Annotated in this window: 18 protein-coding genes; 15 read left to right on the top strand and 3 right to left on the bottom strand. The window is 44.6% G+C overall.

Going from position 1 to position 16536, the window contains the following annotated elements; all coding sequences use genetic code 11:
• The first annotated feature begins 11 nt into the window (after positions 1–11).
• The 3 genes from aroB (at position 12) to AAEU32_RS06220 (ending at position 3432) form a co-directional block, all read left to right on the top strand.
• Positions 12–1082 (top strand): 3-dehydroquinate synthase, encoded by a 1071-nt coding sequence (gene aroB, locus AAEU32_RS06230; protein ID WP_421969663.1) that lies wholly within the window; start codon positions 12–14, stop codon positions 1080–1082.
• Positions 1082–2464 (top strand): AAA family ATPase, encoded by a 1383-nt coding sequence (locus AAEU32_RS06225; protein WP_421969662.1) that lies wholly within the window; start codon positions 1082–1084, stop codon positions 2462–2464. The genes aroB and AAEU32_RS06225 overlap by 1 nt, the downstream gene beginning before the upstream one ends.
• A gap of 89 nt (positions 2465–2553) precedes the next feature.
• On the top strand, positions 2554–3432 hold the full coding sequence (locus AAEU32_RS06220; RefSeq protein ID WP_421969661.1) for a Dam family site-specific DNA-(adenine-N6)-methyltransferase: 879 nt from the start codon (positions 2554–2556) through the stop codon (positions 3430–3432).
• Here the strand turns inward: AAEU32_RS06220 and AAEU32_RS06215 are convergent.
• Positions 3388–3567 (bottom strand): DUF2970 domain-containing protein, encoded by a 180-nt coding sequence (locus AAEU32_RS06215; RefSeq protein WP_421969660.1) that lies wholly within the window; start codon positions 3565–3567, stop codon positions 3388–3390. The two genes, AAEU32_RS06220 and AAEU32_RS06215, sit on opposite strands and share 45 nt — an antisense overlap.
• 6 nt (positions 3568–3573) lie before the next feature.
• Entirely contained in the window at positions 3574–3888 is a 315-nt protein-coding gene (locus AAEU32_RS06210) for a hypothetical protein (RefSeq protein ID WP_421969659.1), read from the bottom strand.
• Positions 3889–4240: 352 nt separating this feature from the next.
• On the opposite strand from AAEU32_RS06210, the gene rpe reads away from it, so the two are divergent.
• The 11 genes from rpe to speD all read left to right on the top strand — a co-directional run bounded on the left by rpe (position 4241) and on the right by speD (position 14613).
• The gene (rpe, locus tag AAEU32_RS06205; protein ID WP_421969658.1) at positions 4241–4915 is read left to right on the top strand and encodes a ribulose-phosphate 3-epimerase; all 675 of its coding nucleotides are present in this window, start codon (positions 4241–4243) and stop codon (positions 4913–4915) included.
• On the top strand, positions 4912–5571 hold the full coding sequence (locus AAEU32_RS06200; protein ID WP_421969657.1) for an HAD-IA family hydrolase: 660 nt from the start codon (positions 4912–4914) through the stop codon (positions 5569–5571). Before rpe ends, AAEU32_RS06200 begins: the two co-directional genes overlap by 4 nt.
• Before the next feature lie 20 nt (positions 5572–5591).
• Positions 5592–6596 (top strand): tryptophan--tRNA ligase, encoded by a 1005-nt coding sequence (gene trpS / locus AAEU32_RS06195; RefSeq protein ID WP_421969656.1) that lies wholly within the window; start codon positions 5592–5594, stop codon positions 6594–6596.
• 62 nt (positions 6597–6658) lie between these two features.
• Entirely contained in the window at positions 6659–7240 is a 582-nt protein-coding gene (locus AAEU32_RS06190) for an anthranilate synthase component II (RefSeq protein ID WP_421969655.1), read from the top strand.
• A 10-nt stretch (positions 7241–7250) separates the two neighbouring features.
• Complete coding sequence (locus AAEU32_RS06185) at positions 7251–8411, top strand: HDOD domain-containing protein (protein WP_421969654.1); 1161 nt, start codon at positions 7251–7253, stop codon at positions 8409–8411.
• 363 nt (positions 8412–8774) lie between these two features.
• Positions 8775–9974: an aspartate aminotransferase family protein gene (locus AAEU32_RS06180; RefSeq protein ID WP_421969653.1), complete on the top strand. Its 1200-nt coding sequence runs from the start codon at positions 8775–8777 to the stop codon at positions 9972–9974.
• 91 nt (positions 9975–10065) lie between these two features.
• Complete coding sequence (astA, locus tag AAEU32_RS06175; RefSeq protein ID WP_421969652.1) at positions 10066–11085, top strand: arginine N-succinyltransferase; 1020 nt, start codon at positions 10066–10068, stop codon at positions 11083–11085.
• A 12-nt stretch (positions 11086–11097) separates the two neighbouring features.
• Positions 11098–12567: a succinylglutamate-semialdehyde dehydrogenase gene (astD, locus tag AAEU32_RS06170; protein ID WP_421969651.1), complete on the top strand. Its 1470-nt coding sequence runs from the start codon at positions 11098–11100 to the stop codon at positions 12565–12567.
• Between the two features lie 135 nt (positions 12568–12702).
• Complete coding sequence (locus AAEU32_RS06165; protein WP_421969650.1) at positions 12703–13047, top strand: DUF3802 family protein; 345 nt, start codon at positions 12703–12705, stop codon at positions 13045–13047.
• 257 nt (positions 13048–13304) lie between these two features.
• On the top strand, positions 13305–13712 hold the full coding sequence (locus tag AAEU32_RS06160; protein WP_421969649.1) for an OsmC family protein: 408 nt from the start codon (positions 13305–13307) through the stop codon (positions 13710–13712).
• A gap of 94 nt (positions 13713–13806) precedes the next feature.
• Positions 13807–14613: an adenosylmethionine decarboxylase gene (gene speD / locus AAEU32_RS06155; RefSeq protein ID WP_421969648.1), complete on the top strand. Its 807-nt coding sequence runs from the start codon at positions 13807–13809 to the stop codon at positions 14611–14613.
• A gap of 30 nt (positions 14614–14643) precedes the next feature.
• Here speD and AAEU32_RS06150 read toward each other — a convergent pair whose 3' ends face one another.
• Positions 14644–15543, bottom strand: a complete 900-nt coding sequence (locus AAEU32_RS06150) for a phosphoribulokinase (RefSeq protein ID WP_421969647.1) — start codon at positions 15541–15543, stop codon at positions 14644–14646.
• Between the two features lie 125 nt (positions 15544–15668).
• Between AAEU32_RS06150 and AAEU32_RS06145 the strand changes: the two genes are divergently transcribed.
• A complete protein-coding gene (locus tag AAEU32_RS06145) occupies positions 15669–16535 on the top strand; it encodes a hypothetical protein (RefSeq protein ID WP_421969646.1) in 867 nt (288 codons plus the stop codon).
• Position 16536 lies beyond the last annotated feature (1 nt).

The raw sequence follows: 16536 nt of genomic DNA, 5'->3' as shown, positions 1-16536 counted from the left end.
GGAGACTGCGCATGCTGGAACTTAATGTTGAACTCGGTGAGCGCAGTTATCCTATATTCATTGGTAGCAATCTGCTGCAAAAAAACCAAATGCTAAGCCAATTTATTGGTAAAAGTAGGCCGGTAATTGTTACCAATGAAACAATCTCTCCTCTATACCTCAGTACGTTACACAACACGCTAGCCCATCTAGAACCATTAACATTCGTTATGCCTGATGGTGAGCAATATAAATCCTTAGAATGGTTTGAGCGTCTCAATGCGTTTCTACTTGAGCATAATTGTGGTCGCGATACCTGTTTGATTGCGTTAGGTGGCGGTGTAATTGGTGATTTAACAGGGTTTGTTGCTGCGTGTTATCAGCGTGGCGTGCCATTTATTCAAATACCAACGACGTTATTATCGCAAGTAGACTCTTCAGTTGGTGGTAAAACAGCGGTCAATCACCCACAGGGTAAGAATATGATTGGTGCGTTTTATCAGCCTCAGGCGGTATTTATTGATACTGAAGTCCTAAAAACTCTGCCTGCGAAAGAGTTTGCAGCGGGTATGGCTGAAGTCATCAAGTATGGTTTAATTTATGACACAGAGTTGTTTACGCTGCTAGAGAATAGCCGTGAGCAAATTCAGGCGCTTGATGCTGATATCTTGCCGCGTGTAATACATCGTTGTTGTGCTATCAAAGCTGAAATAGTCGCCCAAGATGAAAAAGAAGCAGGGCTGCGTGCATTACTCAATTTGGGCCATACATTTGGGCATGCCATTGAGGCGCAAATGGGTTATGGAGTATGGCTGCACGGAGAGGCTGTCGCTACCGGCATGGTATTGGCCGCAACGTTGGCACACAGCAGAGGTGATTTAACCGATGCTGAGCTGGCGCGCACAGTGAGTCTTATCAAAGCATACGACTTGCCAACCGATGTACCAGCACAGATGACCTTCGATGATTTTATGAATCACATGCGCAAGGACAAAAAGAATAAGGCAGGGCGAATTCGCTTTATCTTGCCTGTTCAATTTGGTCGATGTGAGTTGGTTGATGACGTCACCGAAGGCGAACTTCAGGTATTGCTCGCACACTAATGCAGTCGCAAATTCTTCCCTCTCGTGAAGCGTTAGCTCATCGCATCGCTTTACAATTTAGTTATGGTCAGAATCTCATCCATGTAGTGGGTGGCGCAGGTTACGGTAAAAGCTATCTACTAGAACATTTCATAACTGATCACTACGAAGAATATAATAAAGCCTATGTATTGGTCAGTACGTCGACGTCAGATGCCGACGTGCAAACACAGTTGTTGGAGCACAGCTTTTCTTACCCATTGATCGATGTATCACAGTCATTGCGTGAAAACTTTCTTCGCTTGCACGACGAGCAAGGTGAAAGAGAAATCTTGTGGGTCATCGATAATGCCAAACACTTATCACAAGAGCTTATCGCAGAGCTTGAATGGTTAGCTATCAATGCACCTTGCACTCTTTATATCCTTTGTGCGTCGTCTCAGGGAGGGTTATTCGATGGTGCTATCGATATTCACCTTGAGCCGTTAACACCCCAAGAAAGCCTGCGACTGATGGGCTTTTTCTATGAAACTTTGCCACCCAGAGAAGATTTAATATTTTCTGAGTTTTTAGATGCATGTAACGGTAATCCAGCACTGCTATTACAATGGCAACGCAGTGAGCAGCAAATGCCAAAAGTACAGGCTAATCGATTCAACACAAATTGGATAATTGCCTTTGCGTTGCTGTGCGTGATCACCCTGATCGGGGCCGTAGTTCAGTTTAATCCTGATGCTCAAGATGCGTTGCCTGATAGTGACCAGCAGCCTGCCTTAGTCATTGTGGATTTGCCGCGCCTAAGCGAGGGGAATCAAGTTGTTGAAGAGCCAGATAATGGCAGTGACATCAGTATTAAGAATGAAGAGCCTGCATCAGAGTCAGCGAGCAATAACACCGTTGAGCATGAGAACGAGTCAATTTTGACGACGCCTCCACAGGAGCTGGTCGAATCACAAGCGCAGGTAGAAACACCTTCTGAACCATCAGAAAAGGACGCTGATGAAGTCGCACAGCCGCCCAAGCAGCAGATACTAACTCAGACTAACACCGAGTTGAATCAAAGTAATACGAATACCGATGTTGTTGCGTACACACAGGGAGAGGCGTTTGATCACCCTTGGTATCAGCAACAAAACGATGACTTATGGGTATGGCAATTAACCATTATTTCTAGCCAATCGCAACTTAATGCGTACCTTCAGCGTTATCAGCTTCAAGGGAGTGCAAAGCATTATTTCCGAGCTGATAAAGGGTGGTATGTGGTTACATGGTCCCCCGCAGCGACTAAGTCAGAACTTGATGCTCAGCGTGGTGAAATCGCAAATAAAATTTCCGGCATAAAGCCTTATGCAAAGCAGATCCGCCAGATAAAAGTTGAGATAAACTCGCAACCTACACCATAATTGCGGTAGAATTTGGCGCCAGCTGAGGCCGTTTTCATTAGCCTTAGATGCCATAAATAACGATATAAATAGACGAGTTAGAAGAATAGATGCAAAAGAAAACCCGTGCTTTCCTGAAATGGGCGGGCGGCAAATATAGTTTGGTTGAAGATATTGCCAAACGTTTAGACCAAGCCCAAGAGCTAACAGGTAGCACTGCATCTACCCTCGTAGAGCCTTTTGTTGGTGCGGGTTCTGTTTTTCTAAACACCAACTTTGAGCACTATGTACTCAATGATATTAACGCCGATTTAATTAATCTGTATAAAGAGCTAAGTCACGCGCCTGATGAGTTCATCAATGATGCACGCACGCTTTTTAGTGATATAAATAATGACTCAGACGTTTACTATGGCTTGCGTGAGCGCTTCAATAAAAGTAATGACGCGTACGAGCGTGCGATCTTGTTTTTGTATATGAACCGCCATGGATACAATGGCTTATGTCGTTATAACTTAAAAGGTATTTTTAATGTACCTTTTGGTAAATATAAGAAACCATACTTTCCCGAGAAAGAAATGTACTTTTTTGCTGAAAAGGCACAAAAGGCGACTTTCACTTGCTTGAGTTATAAAGACGTATTCGCTGCATTACCCAAAAATTCAGTAGTGTATTGCGATCCCCCCTATGTGCCATTGAGCAAAACGGCTTCATTCACCAGTTATGCCAAAGGTGGCTTTAATCTTGATGACCAAGCTAACTTAGCTAACCTAGCTGAGCAGGCTGCGTGTGAACAGCACACATCAGTGTTGATCTCTAATCACGACACCGTATGGACTCGCAAAATATACGAGCAAGCAGACATAGACGTGCTTAATGTGAAAAGAACGATCAGCCCTAAAGGTAATGGCCGAAATAAAGTCAGTGAGTTAATGGCGATGTATTTATCCGGTGGCAAGTACAAGCTTAACCAAGCCAATCACGGCTAATACAAAAACAATAAAAAATGAGATGGCGATGGCAATAATGACTTTAGGGTCATGATGTTCAAAGTCATGCTTTCTTTTTGCATCACTTTGCACCCCAAAAAAGGCGGCAATAACCGCCTGGAACTGTGACCACATTGGTGGTTAGTATGTGTTGCTTGAGAAGTGACGTGCGTTCTTGCTGTCGTCGCGACTAAGAAGCTCTAGCAAATCTAGGTAATGGAATTGCGCGCTGCGGCTATCGCCTGTGAACCATGCGAACCAAGACTGCTCTTCTTGTTGTGTTGCGCATTTTTTTGCGTATTCTGGTGAGTTGTTAGATTTCGCATAGCTGCATTGGCATTGTGTGCTCGCGTTGGCAATTGAGTCAGGACTGCTTTGTAAACTGTAGGCACCAAAAAGCAGAGCACATGCCGTCGTGCCTGCAAGCAATCCTTGTGTCTTCATTCCTATTAACATATAACTCTCCACTCCTGAAGCTATCACCTAAGCATACGCAAAGCTGGTTAAAAAAACAACTGTCGTTTTACGCATATTCAGCAATTTTTCTTTAAAAATAATGGGTTTATGTTTCATTTGTGTTAATTTTTATTGCCTAAGTGTATGATTAATCTGTTTTACTCTTTGGCACAGCATTTCGATCATTGTTAACAAAAGAATTAAAATGTATCGCTGGTATGTGCGGTTCACTGTATTTGTTATCGCCATTTTTCTCTATATCAGCGCTAGGGTAAGTGAAAAACTCGCTTTCACTGCTAACAACCACTGGTAATTTTCGATAAAGTATAGGCCCGTTCAAAGGAGCAGTGTAATGAAAGATTTCCTTATTGCGCCATCGATCCTCTCGGCAGATTTTGCTCGATTAGGAGAGGATGTTGAGCGCGTAATTAGTGCTGGTGCAGATGTTGTGCACTTTGATGTGATGGACAATCATTATGTGCCTAACCTCACGTTTGGCCCGATGGTGTGTAAGGCGCTACGAGACTACGGAATTACAGCACCGATTGACGTGCATTTGATGGTCAAGCCTGTGGATGCATTAGTGCCCGAATTCGCTAATGCTGGGGCGAGCATCATTACTTTTCACCCAGAAGCCAGTGAACACGTTGACAGAACCCTGAGTTTAATCAAAGAGCATGGCTGTAAAGCTGGTTTGGTATTTAACCCAGCTACACCTTTGCATGTGATTGAGCATGTGATTGATAAGCTTGATGTTATTTTGCTCATGTCGGTTAATCCTGGGTTTGGTGGACAAAGTTTTATTCCACACACTCTGGATAAAATTAAGCAGGTGCGCGACATCATAGATGCTAGCGGTCGCGATATCCGTTTGGAAGTCGATGGCGGTGTTAAAGTTGATAATATCGCTGATATTGCCGCTGCAGGAGCAGACATGTTTGTCGCCGGTTCAGCTATCTTCAGTCAAAGTGACTACCAAGTTGTGATTGAGCAAATGCGTGCCGAATTAGCAAAGGTAGCGTCGTGAAGTACGACGCCTTATTGTTCGATTTAGATGGCACCTTGGTTGATAGTGTGCCAGACATGTACCTCGCTACTAACTTGATGCTTACAGACTTAGCTCGTCCAGTCATCTCTCACGCTATGGTGAGCGAGTTTGTTGGTAATGGCATTGAGCAACTTGTCATCAGGGCGTTAAGTGGTGACATGAATGCAAACCCGCTACTTAGTGAGGCTGAGATAGAGCGCGCTACGACATTATTTTGCGAACACTACCTTGAAGTAATCGGCCAACACAGTGCCCTGTATCCTCATGTGCAAACTGTGCTTGCGGCGTTTAGTGCTCTACCCAAAGCTGTCGTTACCAATAAAGCGCGTCGCTTTACCACCGAGCTACTGCACAAACATGGCATTGATAGCCATTTTAACGTGCTCGTCTGTGGTGATGATGGCGATAAAAAGCCTTCGCCTCAGCCGCTTCTTAGCGCCTGCAAAGCGCTGGGCGTTGAGCCGAGCAAGTGCTTGATGATTGGCGACTCAAAGTCTGATTTGTTAGCAGCACAAGCAGCCGGTATGGATTGCCTGGCGCTCAGCGGTGGGTACCATCAAGGTGAAGACTTATCGCAGTACAATCCACAGTACCTCTGCAGCCAATTCTTAGATATAATCACGGCCATTAACTGATTTAGCAATAAAGGAACATCATGAGTAGACCAGTAGTGTTAAGCGGCATTCAGCCAACAGGTGGTATGACAATCGGCAATTATGTTGGCGCCATTAACCAGTGGCTAAGTTTGCAAGAACATCATGAAAGTTACTTTATGTTGGTTGACTTGCATGCCATCACGGTACGCCAAGAGCCAGAGTTACTGCGCTCTCGTGTACTGGATGGCATCGCTTTGTATGCAGCATGTGGTATTGACCCAGAAAAAGCCGCTTTATTTGTGCAGTCACAAGTGCCAGAGCACGCGCAACTAGCGTGGGTATTGAACTGTTATGCGCAAATGGGTGAGCTTAATCGCATGACCCAGTTCAAAGATAAGTCATCAAAACATGCCAATAATGTAAACGTGGGCTTGTTCTCTTATCCCGTACTTCAAGCGGCTGATATCTTATTGTATCAGGCAGATCAGGTACCAGTGGGTGAAGATCAGAAACAACACTTAGAGCTGACCCGCGATATCGCTACCCGTTTTAATAACCTGTACGGTGACGTGTTTAAGATCCCAGAGCCGTATATTCCTGAGCTCGGTGCGCGCGTAATGAGCTTGCAAGACCCGTTGAAGAAAATGTCTAAGTCAGACGACAATCCAAATGCCTACATCATGTTGCTCGATGAACCGAAGAAGATTGAGAAGAAACTCAAAAAAGCAGTGACCGATTCGGACGAGCAAGCACGTATTTATTTTGATAGAGACGAAAAGCCAGGTGTGTCGAACTTGTTGACCTTACTTTCGGTTGCCACTAAGCGCTCGATTGAAGACTTAGTGCCTCAATACGAAGATAAAATGTATGGTCACTTGAAAAAAGATACAGCAGACGCTGTGGTCGCTATGATTGAGCCAATTCAGCAGCGCTTCAAAGAGATTCGTGCAGACCAAGCTTTATTAGATAGCATTATGGCAAGCGGTGCGCAAAAGGCGCGCGCCAAGGCAGAGCCAACATTGAAAGCCGTGTACGATGCGCTAGGCTTTATCCCTCGTCCGTAAGCATCTGCGCGCTTTTAAATATCTAAAGCCAAGCTTTGCTTGGCTTTTTAGTGGAAGATTCCATGTTATTGATGATCGACAATTACGACTCATTCACCTTTAACTTGGTGCAGTATTTCCAACGCCTAGACCAAGATGTGTTGGTTAAACGCAATGATGAGCTCAGTGTTGCTGATATTGCTCAACTTAAACCACAACATATCGTTTTGTCTCCGGGGCCGTGTAGCCCGAACGAAGCAGGTATATGTTTGGATGTAGTGCGTCGTTATCAAGGTGACATACCCATACTCGGTGTGTGCTTGGGGCATCAAACGATTGCTCAAGCTTTAGGTGCAGAGGTTATTCGTGCGAAACACGTGATGCATGGCAAAACATCTCGTATTCGTACCACGGAACAGGGAGTTTTTTCAGGGCTTCCTGAGTACATTGAGGTCTGTCGCTATCATTCTTTGGTTGTTGCCCCTCAAAGCGTACCAAATGACTTACAAGTGACTGCTTGGACTGAGAATATTGCTTCAGAGATGGATGAAATTATGGGATTGGTTCATACTTCTAAAGCGTTAGAGGGGATCCAGTTCCACCCAGAAGCAATTCTGACCGAGCACGGACTTGATATGTTGCAACATTTTATAAATAGATACTAACGACCCAGGTATGGTTCCAAAAACAGAGCTTACTCGACAGCGTGTTACTGCACTTGAACAACGTTTCAATGATCTTCTATTGGGACACAGTTTCGCACAGCAGCAGCTTGGCTTTATTCAGACCTTCAGCGGTGGTGATGATAAACCACTTAAGCAGCGGACTCTGCTATCTGTAGAACAAGCAGCTCAGTCCAAACGCGAACAAGCCACCTCCAAACAAATGCAGTATAGAGCAAGAGTAAGCGCTAACTTGCATTCTGTTATTGATAATGCCATTAACCAACAGTTAGACGACCTCGATAACATTTATTACGACCTCATTGGCATTCAAGATGCAGTCCCTTTGATGATCGACAAACTAGCCACTAAAGCTGCCAGTCTTAATAATATTGAAGTGCTTATGAAAGACTTAGGTTGGTTAGGTAAAGAGCTCGTTGCCTTAGTTAATTTGCCCCAGTACCGCCAAGAGCGGAACATGCGCGCAGTAAAAATAGATACACCAGCGTTAGCTCTTCGTTATCTTGGCATTGAAAATCTGAGGCTGACAATTCCCACCTTCGCCATGCGTCATTGGCTTCCTTATAGCACCGAACCTTTTCCACTGCTCAAGCGTAAATTGAGGCAATCGGCAATGACGCGAGCTATTGCGGCTTATGAGATTGCGAGCTTACATCAACAGCCAGCCTTTCCAGCCTACATTGGTGGATTATTCATGGAATTGGGTAAGATAGCCCTGACGCGCTTGTATTTGAAAATCTTCCAACAAATCTCGCAGCGCAAACTGACGTTAGCACGTGAAGATGGTAACAAGGATTTGTACGATGCGCTGTTTGCAATTGAGCCAGATCCGCTATTTTTGCGTAATTTGTTTGTCGAGCGCTCAATTGAAGTCACTCGTCGTTTGGTAGAAAAAATGGAGTTAAAGTACTTGCCCCTTAACACCATTTTAGATGATATCGCCTTAGTCGAATCTTATGAGCAATCAGGAGTGGCTAAATCAATTGCATTAGCGGATTGTTACAACCAATGCATGATGCTTAAAGAACATCAGCTTATTGAACCAGATGAAATAGCCTTGTGGTATGACTATGTGGGCCTAGAAAAGGCGCACGTGAGTTTGCTAGAAAATACCAATCTTAATAGCCTTGCCTTGCAAATTGAGACGATTTAAGTCGTCGCTGAAAAAAAATTGTAAATTTTTTTACGTATATTCATTCAACTCCCTCCTGTCACGCTGCACTGAAGTGATACTAAGCGCGCGATGGGTTTATTGCACTTAACAGGAAAATAGTTATTCACTGAAGGTGCAAATATATCCTCAATCTCAATAATGACGCGGTCTACATGAAAGCTTTGCATGAGACTTCGTCATTTTTTTCTGAAATAATACCCAGCATTAACAGGTGTCTGAGCACCAACATTAGGCCACCTTGGGTGGTTTTCAAAGTGTTAACCTAGGCAAGCAAACAAGATGGTTTGTATTCCCACTCTCACACAGCGACCTAGTGTTAAATAGACTCTATGAGGAAATAAAATGACAGTTAATCGCGCATTATTCGACGAAGTAATGGTACCTAACTACAACCCGTCAGAGGTTATCCCTGTTCATGGTGAAGGGGCTCGCGTGTGGGATCAGCAAGGTAATGAGTTTATCGACTTTGCTGGAGGCATTGCTGTTAACTGTCTAGGTCATTGTCACCCTAAACTTGTTGCTGCGCTAAAAGAGCAGGGCGAGAAGATTTGGCACTTATCAAACATCTGGACGAACGAGCCTGCGTTGCGTTTGGCCAAGAAAATGACCGATGCAACGTTTGCTGAGCAAGTGTACTTTGCCAACTCAGGTGCTGAGGCGAACGAAGCTGCGTTGAAATTAGCGCGTCGCTGGGCACTTGATAACTATGGTGCGCAAAAGTCTAAAATCATTTCATTTAACAAAGGCTTCCACGGGCGCACATTCTTCACTGTGACTGTGGGTGGACAAGTGGCCTATTCAGATGGCTTTGGTCCTAAGCCAGGTGACATCGTGCATTGTGATTACAACGATCTGGACGCATTTAAAGCGCTGATTGATGAAGATACCTGCGCGGTAATGATGGAGCCGCTACAAGGGGAAGGCGGGATCATTTGTGCAGAACTAGACTTTGTTAAAGGTGTTCGTGAACTGTGTGACAAGCACAATGCATTGTTAATTTTTGATGAAGTGCAAACAGGCGTAGGCCGTACAGGTGAATTGTACGCCTATCAAGGTCTGGGTGTAACTCCAGATATTCTTAGCTCAGCAAAAGCCTTAGGCGGTGGTTTCCCTATTGGCGCGATGTTGACGACCAAAGAAATTGCGAAGCACTTAAAGCCGGGCACTCATGGTTCTACATATGGCGGTAATCCATTGGCATGTGCGGTTGCTGAGGCTGCGTTTGATACCATTAATGATCAAGCTGTACTTGATGGCGTTAAAGAAAGAGAAGTGTTGTTTAAGCAATTACTTAACGATATCAACGACAAATATGACGTTTTCTCACAAGTGCGTGGTAAAGGTTTATTGATTGGAGCCGTGGTGAACGACAAGTTCAAAGGGCGTGCACGTGACTTCTTAGTTGCGAGCATGGCACATGGATTGATGTCACTGGTAGCAGGCGCCGAAGTAGTTCGTTTCACGCCTTCATTGGTGATCACTGAAGAAGAGATCCGTGAAGGTATGTCACGTTTCGAAAAGGCAGTTGCAAGCCTAGTTTAAGATTTACTGCGTCTATCACAGGCGCACATTATGAAGGGCTGGCTCATATGCCAGCCCGTTGCGGATTTAATTTTAGGGAGTAAGCGGATCAATGATGGTTCTTCGCCCAATCCAACAAGAAGACTTCCAAGAACTGCTGGTTATCGCAGAAGAGTCGGGTCATGGATTCACCTCGTTACCACTTAACGAGGAATTGTTACGTAACAAGATCAATCGTTCAGTGGAGTCATTTTCTAAACCGACAGATAAAGCCGGTGATGAAGGATATTTGTTTGTTCTAGAAGATTCTGAAACAGGCGAAATCGCAGGAACTTGTGGTATTGAAGCTGCGGTAGGTCTTGATGATGCGTTTTATCATTATCACCTTTCGAAAGTGATTCACTCGTCACGCACGTTAGGGGTATATAAGGCAGTTGATATTTTAACTCTGTGTAATGATTACACCGGAGCAACTGAGCTGTGCACCCTATTCCTCAAAGAAAAATTCCGCCAAAAATACAATGGAAAGTTGTTGTCAAAGTCACGTTTTCTGTTTATTGACCAGCATCGTGAGCGCTTTGCACCTACTGTTATTGCTGAAATGCGCGGCGTATCAGATGAAAATGGTAATAGCCCATTTTGGCAATGGTTGGAAGAGCACTTTTTCTCAATGGACTTTCCAACTGCGGATTATTTAACAGGTATTGGCCAAAAGGTATTTATTGCAGAGCTGATGCCCAAGTATCCGATTTATGTCAATTTGCTAAGTCAAGATGCCCAGAAAGTTGTGGGCGAAGTGCATCCAAACACGCGTCCTGCCATTGAAATGCTCAAAAGCGAGGGTTTCACTTTCAATGGTTACGTCGACATTTTTGATGCGGGCCCAACGGTGGAAGCGAAAGTCGAAAATATTCGCACAGTGATGAACAGCAGCACACGTAAAGTGATCATCGGCGAGAATGCTGGCGACACAGCGGTGATGGTAGCCAATCAAGCGATTGACCAATTCAGAGCTGTCGTGGTTGAAATTGATTTTGACAACAGCGACGACACACACATTATTCTTAGTCAGCAAACAGCGCAGGCCCTCAAAGTGTCAGAGGGTGATAGCGTTTGTGTAGCAGCACTGTAAGGAGTCAGAGTTATGTCTCATCAAGCGCAATTTATTAATGGCCAGTGGCTTGCAGGCGAAGGTCATGCATTTCATTCAGTGAATCCAGCAAATAATGACGTCATTTGGCAAGCGAACACCGCAACAGCTGAGCAAGTGAACGATGCGGTGCACGCTGCACGTAATGCGTTTATTCCATGGTCAGACACATCATTTGCTGAGCGTCTTGAGGTAGTTAAGGCCTTCGCTGAGCAACTAAAAGATAATACAGAAGAGCTTGCGGTTATTATCGCTAAAGAAACTGGTAAGCCGCTGTGGGAAACACGCACTGAAGTAGCTGCGATGGTGGGCAAGGTTGCTATCTCAGAAAAGGCATATTTAGAGCGTACAGGTACGGTTGAAAATGCCATGCCACAGGGACGCGCTGTAATTCGCCATCGCGCGCACGGTGTTGTTGCCGTGTTTGGTCCATACAATTTCCCGGGGCACTTGCCAAATGGTCATATTGTTCCTGCACTTCTTGCTGGTAACACGGTGGTATTTAAGCCCTCTGAGCTGACACCTGCGGTTGCTGAGTTCACATTAAAGCTGTGGCAGCAAGCAGGCTTACCAGCAGGAGTCCTCAACCTTGTACAAGGCGAAGTTGATACGGGTAAGGCACTGGCGGCGCACCGCGATATCGACGGGTTATTTTTTACTGGCTCGTCACGTACCGGGCATATCTTGCATGAGCAATACGCAGGTCAACCAGGGAAAATCCTTGCTCTTGAGATGGGGGGAAACAACCCACTTATAGTGAAAGGTGTCAGTGATATTAAAGCCACTGTGCATGACATCATCCAATCAGCGTTTATTTCAAGCGGTCAACGTTGTACATGTGCGCGTAAACTGTTTTTGCCTGTAGGTGAGCAAGGCGATGAGATACTGGCGCAACTAATTAGTGCGACGAACAATATCAAGGTTGATGTGTATGATGCACCAGAGCAGCCGTTTATGGGGTCGATGATTTCAGAAGCAGCAGCTAAAGGTATGGTGGCTGCACAACAGCAACTACTTGATTTAGGTGCTAAATCTTTAGTTGAGCTTACCCATACCCCTGGTACAGGCTTTGTTACTCCGGGAATAATTGATTGTACAGATGTCAGTGATTTTCCAGATGACGAGCATTTTGGACCATTGTTAAAAGTGTTCCGTTATGCTGATTTCGATGAGGCTATTAGACTGGGTAATGACACAGCTTATGGCTTGTCAGCCGGTTTATTGAGTGATAGCGAAGAAGACTACGACTACTTCCTACGCCGTATTCGTGCTGGTATTGTGAACTGGAACCGTCCAATCACAGGTGCATCAAGTGCAGCACCATTTGGTGGCATTGGCGCATCAGGTAATCATCGCGCAAGTGCATATTATGCAGCTGACTATTGTGCCTACCCAGTAGCATCTGTTGAACTAGAGCAGGTTACATTACCTGAAAAGTTAAGCCCAGGTTTGAGTTTAGACTAAGCGCCTGAGCTTAATGCACTAAGAAAAAGCAGCCTTGGCTGCTTTTTTTGTATTTGCTATCGGCTAGCTTTTGGGTCGCCTTTCTGCTTAAATCTAGTAAGTATTCTAAGTAGTTAAGACGCATTAAGGTAACTCATGGTAGTTGATAAGCAAGGGTATGATGATCTCATCATGTATCTAACACAGAACTTGGCTTTGTTTGAAAAACAAGGTGAAGTTGACCCTAATGCTCCTACAGTAATGTCTCTTATTGAGGATGTAATTGCTGAGCAAATCATTCGTTTTTGCCAACAGCACACAGAACTCGATACCGAGCAGCGCAGTATGATAGTGCGCGAAACAGACGGTATCGTATACGACCTTCAAGAAGTACTTAGTTCAGTGGTAAACCAACCAGTCACAAAAGAGCAGCGTGAATTCATTGATGAATTTGCAGGCTTGATCAAAAACCTCTTCGACAATGCTATCGCAAGTGCGTGATGACCTTTGAAATACAAATCAAAGGCTTTCAATGCTAGCAGTGGTGATGGCGCACAGTGAACTATGCTAATAGCCCATGACAACGCAGTGCACACCTTTGGTTGAACCCTCAGGCAGCGCCTGTGGGTGATTTTGTCTGTGTTATCACCCGACTTACATAGAATGACTAGGGATGCTAATAATTTTAATTCGTTGTTTGCTTCACTTCGTGGCTGTTTTACAATCGCCATGCAAGAAATTAAAACAACGAGGTTTACATGCAAGCGAAAGTAAAATGGGTTGAAGGGGATACCTTCATTGGTACATCTCACTCAGGTCACAATGTCGTATTCGATACAGGTAGTGATAGCAAAGCGCCTTCGCCAATGGAAATGGTGCTTATGTCTGCGGGTGCATGTTCATCAGTTGATGTTGTTAGCATTCTAAAGAAAGCACGCCAGCAAGTGACTGACGTTCAAGTAGAGCTCAGTGGCGAGCGTGCAGAGTCTGCACCGCGTGTATTTACAAAGATTAATCTGCACTTTATTGTTACCGGTTCAGGTGTGAGTGAGAAGCACGTTGAGCGCGCAGTATCGCTGTCTGCAGAAAAGTATTGTTCGGTTGCGTTGATGCTGGAAAAGTCTGTACAAATCACTCATAGTTTTGAAGTGCGAGAAATTGCTTAAAAAGTGCTTTTTCGAGGGACTAAATTAGGCTAAAATCCGCGCTCTTTTTTAAGTCCCTTGATGACTTTCGTGACTAAGTTGAGGTTGGTTTATAGTGAACAAGCCCTTTGACAAAATTAAGCTTCATGGTTTCAATAACTTAACCAAAAGCTTAAGTTTTAGTATTTACGATATTTGCTATGCAAAGACAGAGCAACAGCGTAAAGAATACATTGAATATATCGATGAGCAGTACAGCGCAGATCGTCTAACCGATATCCTAGGTGAAGTGGTAGACATTATTGGTGCGAACATTCTGAATGTTGCTCGTCAAGATTATGACCCGCAAGGCGCGAGTGTAACTATTCTGATCTCAGAAGAGCCAGTGGATGAACAGCGTTTTGACAGTGAAGAAACGCCGGGACCATTGCCTGATTCAGTGGTTGCACACTTAGATAAAAGCCATATTTGTGTGCATACGTATCCTGAATCGCATCCTCACGATGGTATTTGTACATTCCGTGCAGATATTGAAGTGTCGACGTGTGGCATTATCTCGCCATTGAAAGCGCTAAACTTCTTGATTCACTCTTTAGAGTCTGACGTTGTGACGATCGACTACCGAGTTCGTGGTTTCACTCGTGACGTTAATGGTGTGAAGCATTACATCGACCATGCGATCAATTCTATCCAGAATTACATGACAGACGATACCAAAGAGCTGTATCAAATGATGGATGTAAACGTATATCAGGAAAACCTGTTCCACACTAAGATGATGCTTAAGGAAACAGACCTAAATACGTATTTGTTCGGTGTTACAACGGATGAGCTTGGTGAAGCTGAGCAAGAAGAGATCCGTGAGCGTCTAAATCGTGAGATTCAAGAGATCTTCTACGGACGCAACTTGCCAGAAGCCTAATATCACTAGGCTTCTCATATTTGGCGCTGGCTAGATGGGTAAATCGGCTGGCGCTAAGTGTTCTAAAGCGCGCTTTTTCACCAACAGCTCTTTGATAAGAGGTGTAAGCAGTAACTCCATCGCTAATCCCATCTTGCCACCGGGCACCACTAAGGTGTTCATGCGCGACATAAAGCTGCCGTCGATCATTTGTAAAAAGTAAGGGAAGTCGACGTTGTCTATGCCGCGAAAGCGTATCACTACAAAGCTTTCATCCAGTGACGGAATATCTTTAGCACTAAACGGGTTTGACGTATCAACCGTTGGCACACGCTGAAAGTTGATGTGAGTGCGTGAAAACTGTGGCGTAATGTGATTGATGTAATCATCCATACTACGAACAATGGAGCTCATTACCGCTTCGCGAGAATGGCCGCGTTCAGAGGTGTCTCGGATCAGCTTTTGTATCCACTCAAGGTTAATGATAGGAACCATGCCGATGAGCAAATCTACATGCTTAGCGACATCATGTTCTTCGTCGACAACGCCACCATGAAGCCCTTCATAGAACATTAAATCGGTGCCGCTATCTAATTCTTGCCATGGTGTGAATGTGCCGGGAAGTTGGTTGTAGGGTACTGCCTCGTCAAAGGTGTGTAGATAACGACGTACCTTGCCTGTGCCGGTTTCCCCATAGTTGCTGAATAACTCTTCTAATGCCCCAAAGTCGTTTGCTTCACGGCCAAAGTAACTGATGTGTCGGCCTTGTTGCTCTGCTTCACGGATCTTTTTATCCATCTCCGGGCGGGTGTAACGATGAAAGCTGTCTCCCTCAATGAAGGCGGCATTAAGGTCAAGGCTGCGAAAAATATGCTTAATCGCATTCGTGGTTGTAGTGGTACCTGCGCCTGAAGAACCTGTAATCGCTACAATGGGGTGTTTTGCCGACATAAGTTTAATCGTTTGTTAACTCAAATACCCTTTATAAAGGTCGTGCACGGTTAAATCAAGTGGGGTTATTTGCGCTAACCTTAAATCAGGTTAGTATGTAGGCAGTGAAATTAAGAATAAAAATCATGAAATTATCAAAAACATTAGGGGCACTATGGGCACTTGTATTGAGTCCCATGGTGAGTGCGCAAAGCCAGATATTTCTTCTTCATAGTAGCAATACCGCTGAGATTAACGTGGAGCCTATCGGTGAATTAGGTCACTACAGCAATCAGCCACAAGTAACCACTAAAGGAGTGTACTTTAGCTTTGAGCTTGGTGCAGGCGAAGGCGCGCAAAAAGACATCCTGTTTTATGACTTTGCGAGCAAAGCTATCACTAACATCACTAACACTCCTTTGCACAGTGAATATTCGCCGACACTGATCCCAAACGATGATGCTATCTCCAGTGTTGTAGTTGAGCCAAATGGAGCCCAAAAGCTGTGGCGTTACTCTTTAGATTATAATGAGCCTGCCCAGCGATTGTTGGATAACGGTGTAACCGTTGGTTATCACGCATGGGGGGCGAGTGACGATTTAATTATATTCGCCTTAGGTGAGCCCCATACAGCGCAGTACTTTAGCACTGCACAGCCGGAAAAGTTATCGTTTGTTGCCGCTAATCCTGGACGTACGTTTAGTTATAGCGCGCAATTGCAAGGTTTTACCTTCATTGCTTTGGAGCAAAATTGGTTGAGCTTATACAATCCAAAAACAAAGGAAGTGACAAAGTTATTTCGTTTACCTAATAAGGTTGAAGATTACACTTGGGTCGATGCTGATACCATCGCTTACGCTTCACAAAACCGCATTTACACCAAACATATCGGCAATGCTCAACCGGCATCGCTATGGCACGATGTCAGTACATATTGTGATGGCCGCGTGACGCGTTTGAGCTACCTCTTTGAGGGGCAGAAGTTGGCATTCGTCTGTGAGCACAATGATTAAG

This window comes from Pseudoalteromonas maris (assembly GCF_049257235.1).
Taxonomy (GTDB): domain Bacteria; phylum Pseudomonadota; class Gammaproteobacteria; order Enterobacterales; family Alteromonadaceae; genus Pseudoalteromonas.
This window is presented reverse-complemented; position numbering and strand designations above follow the sequence as displayed.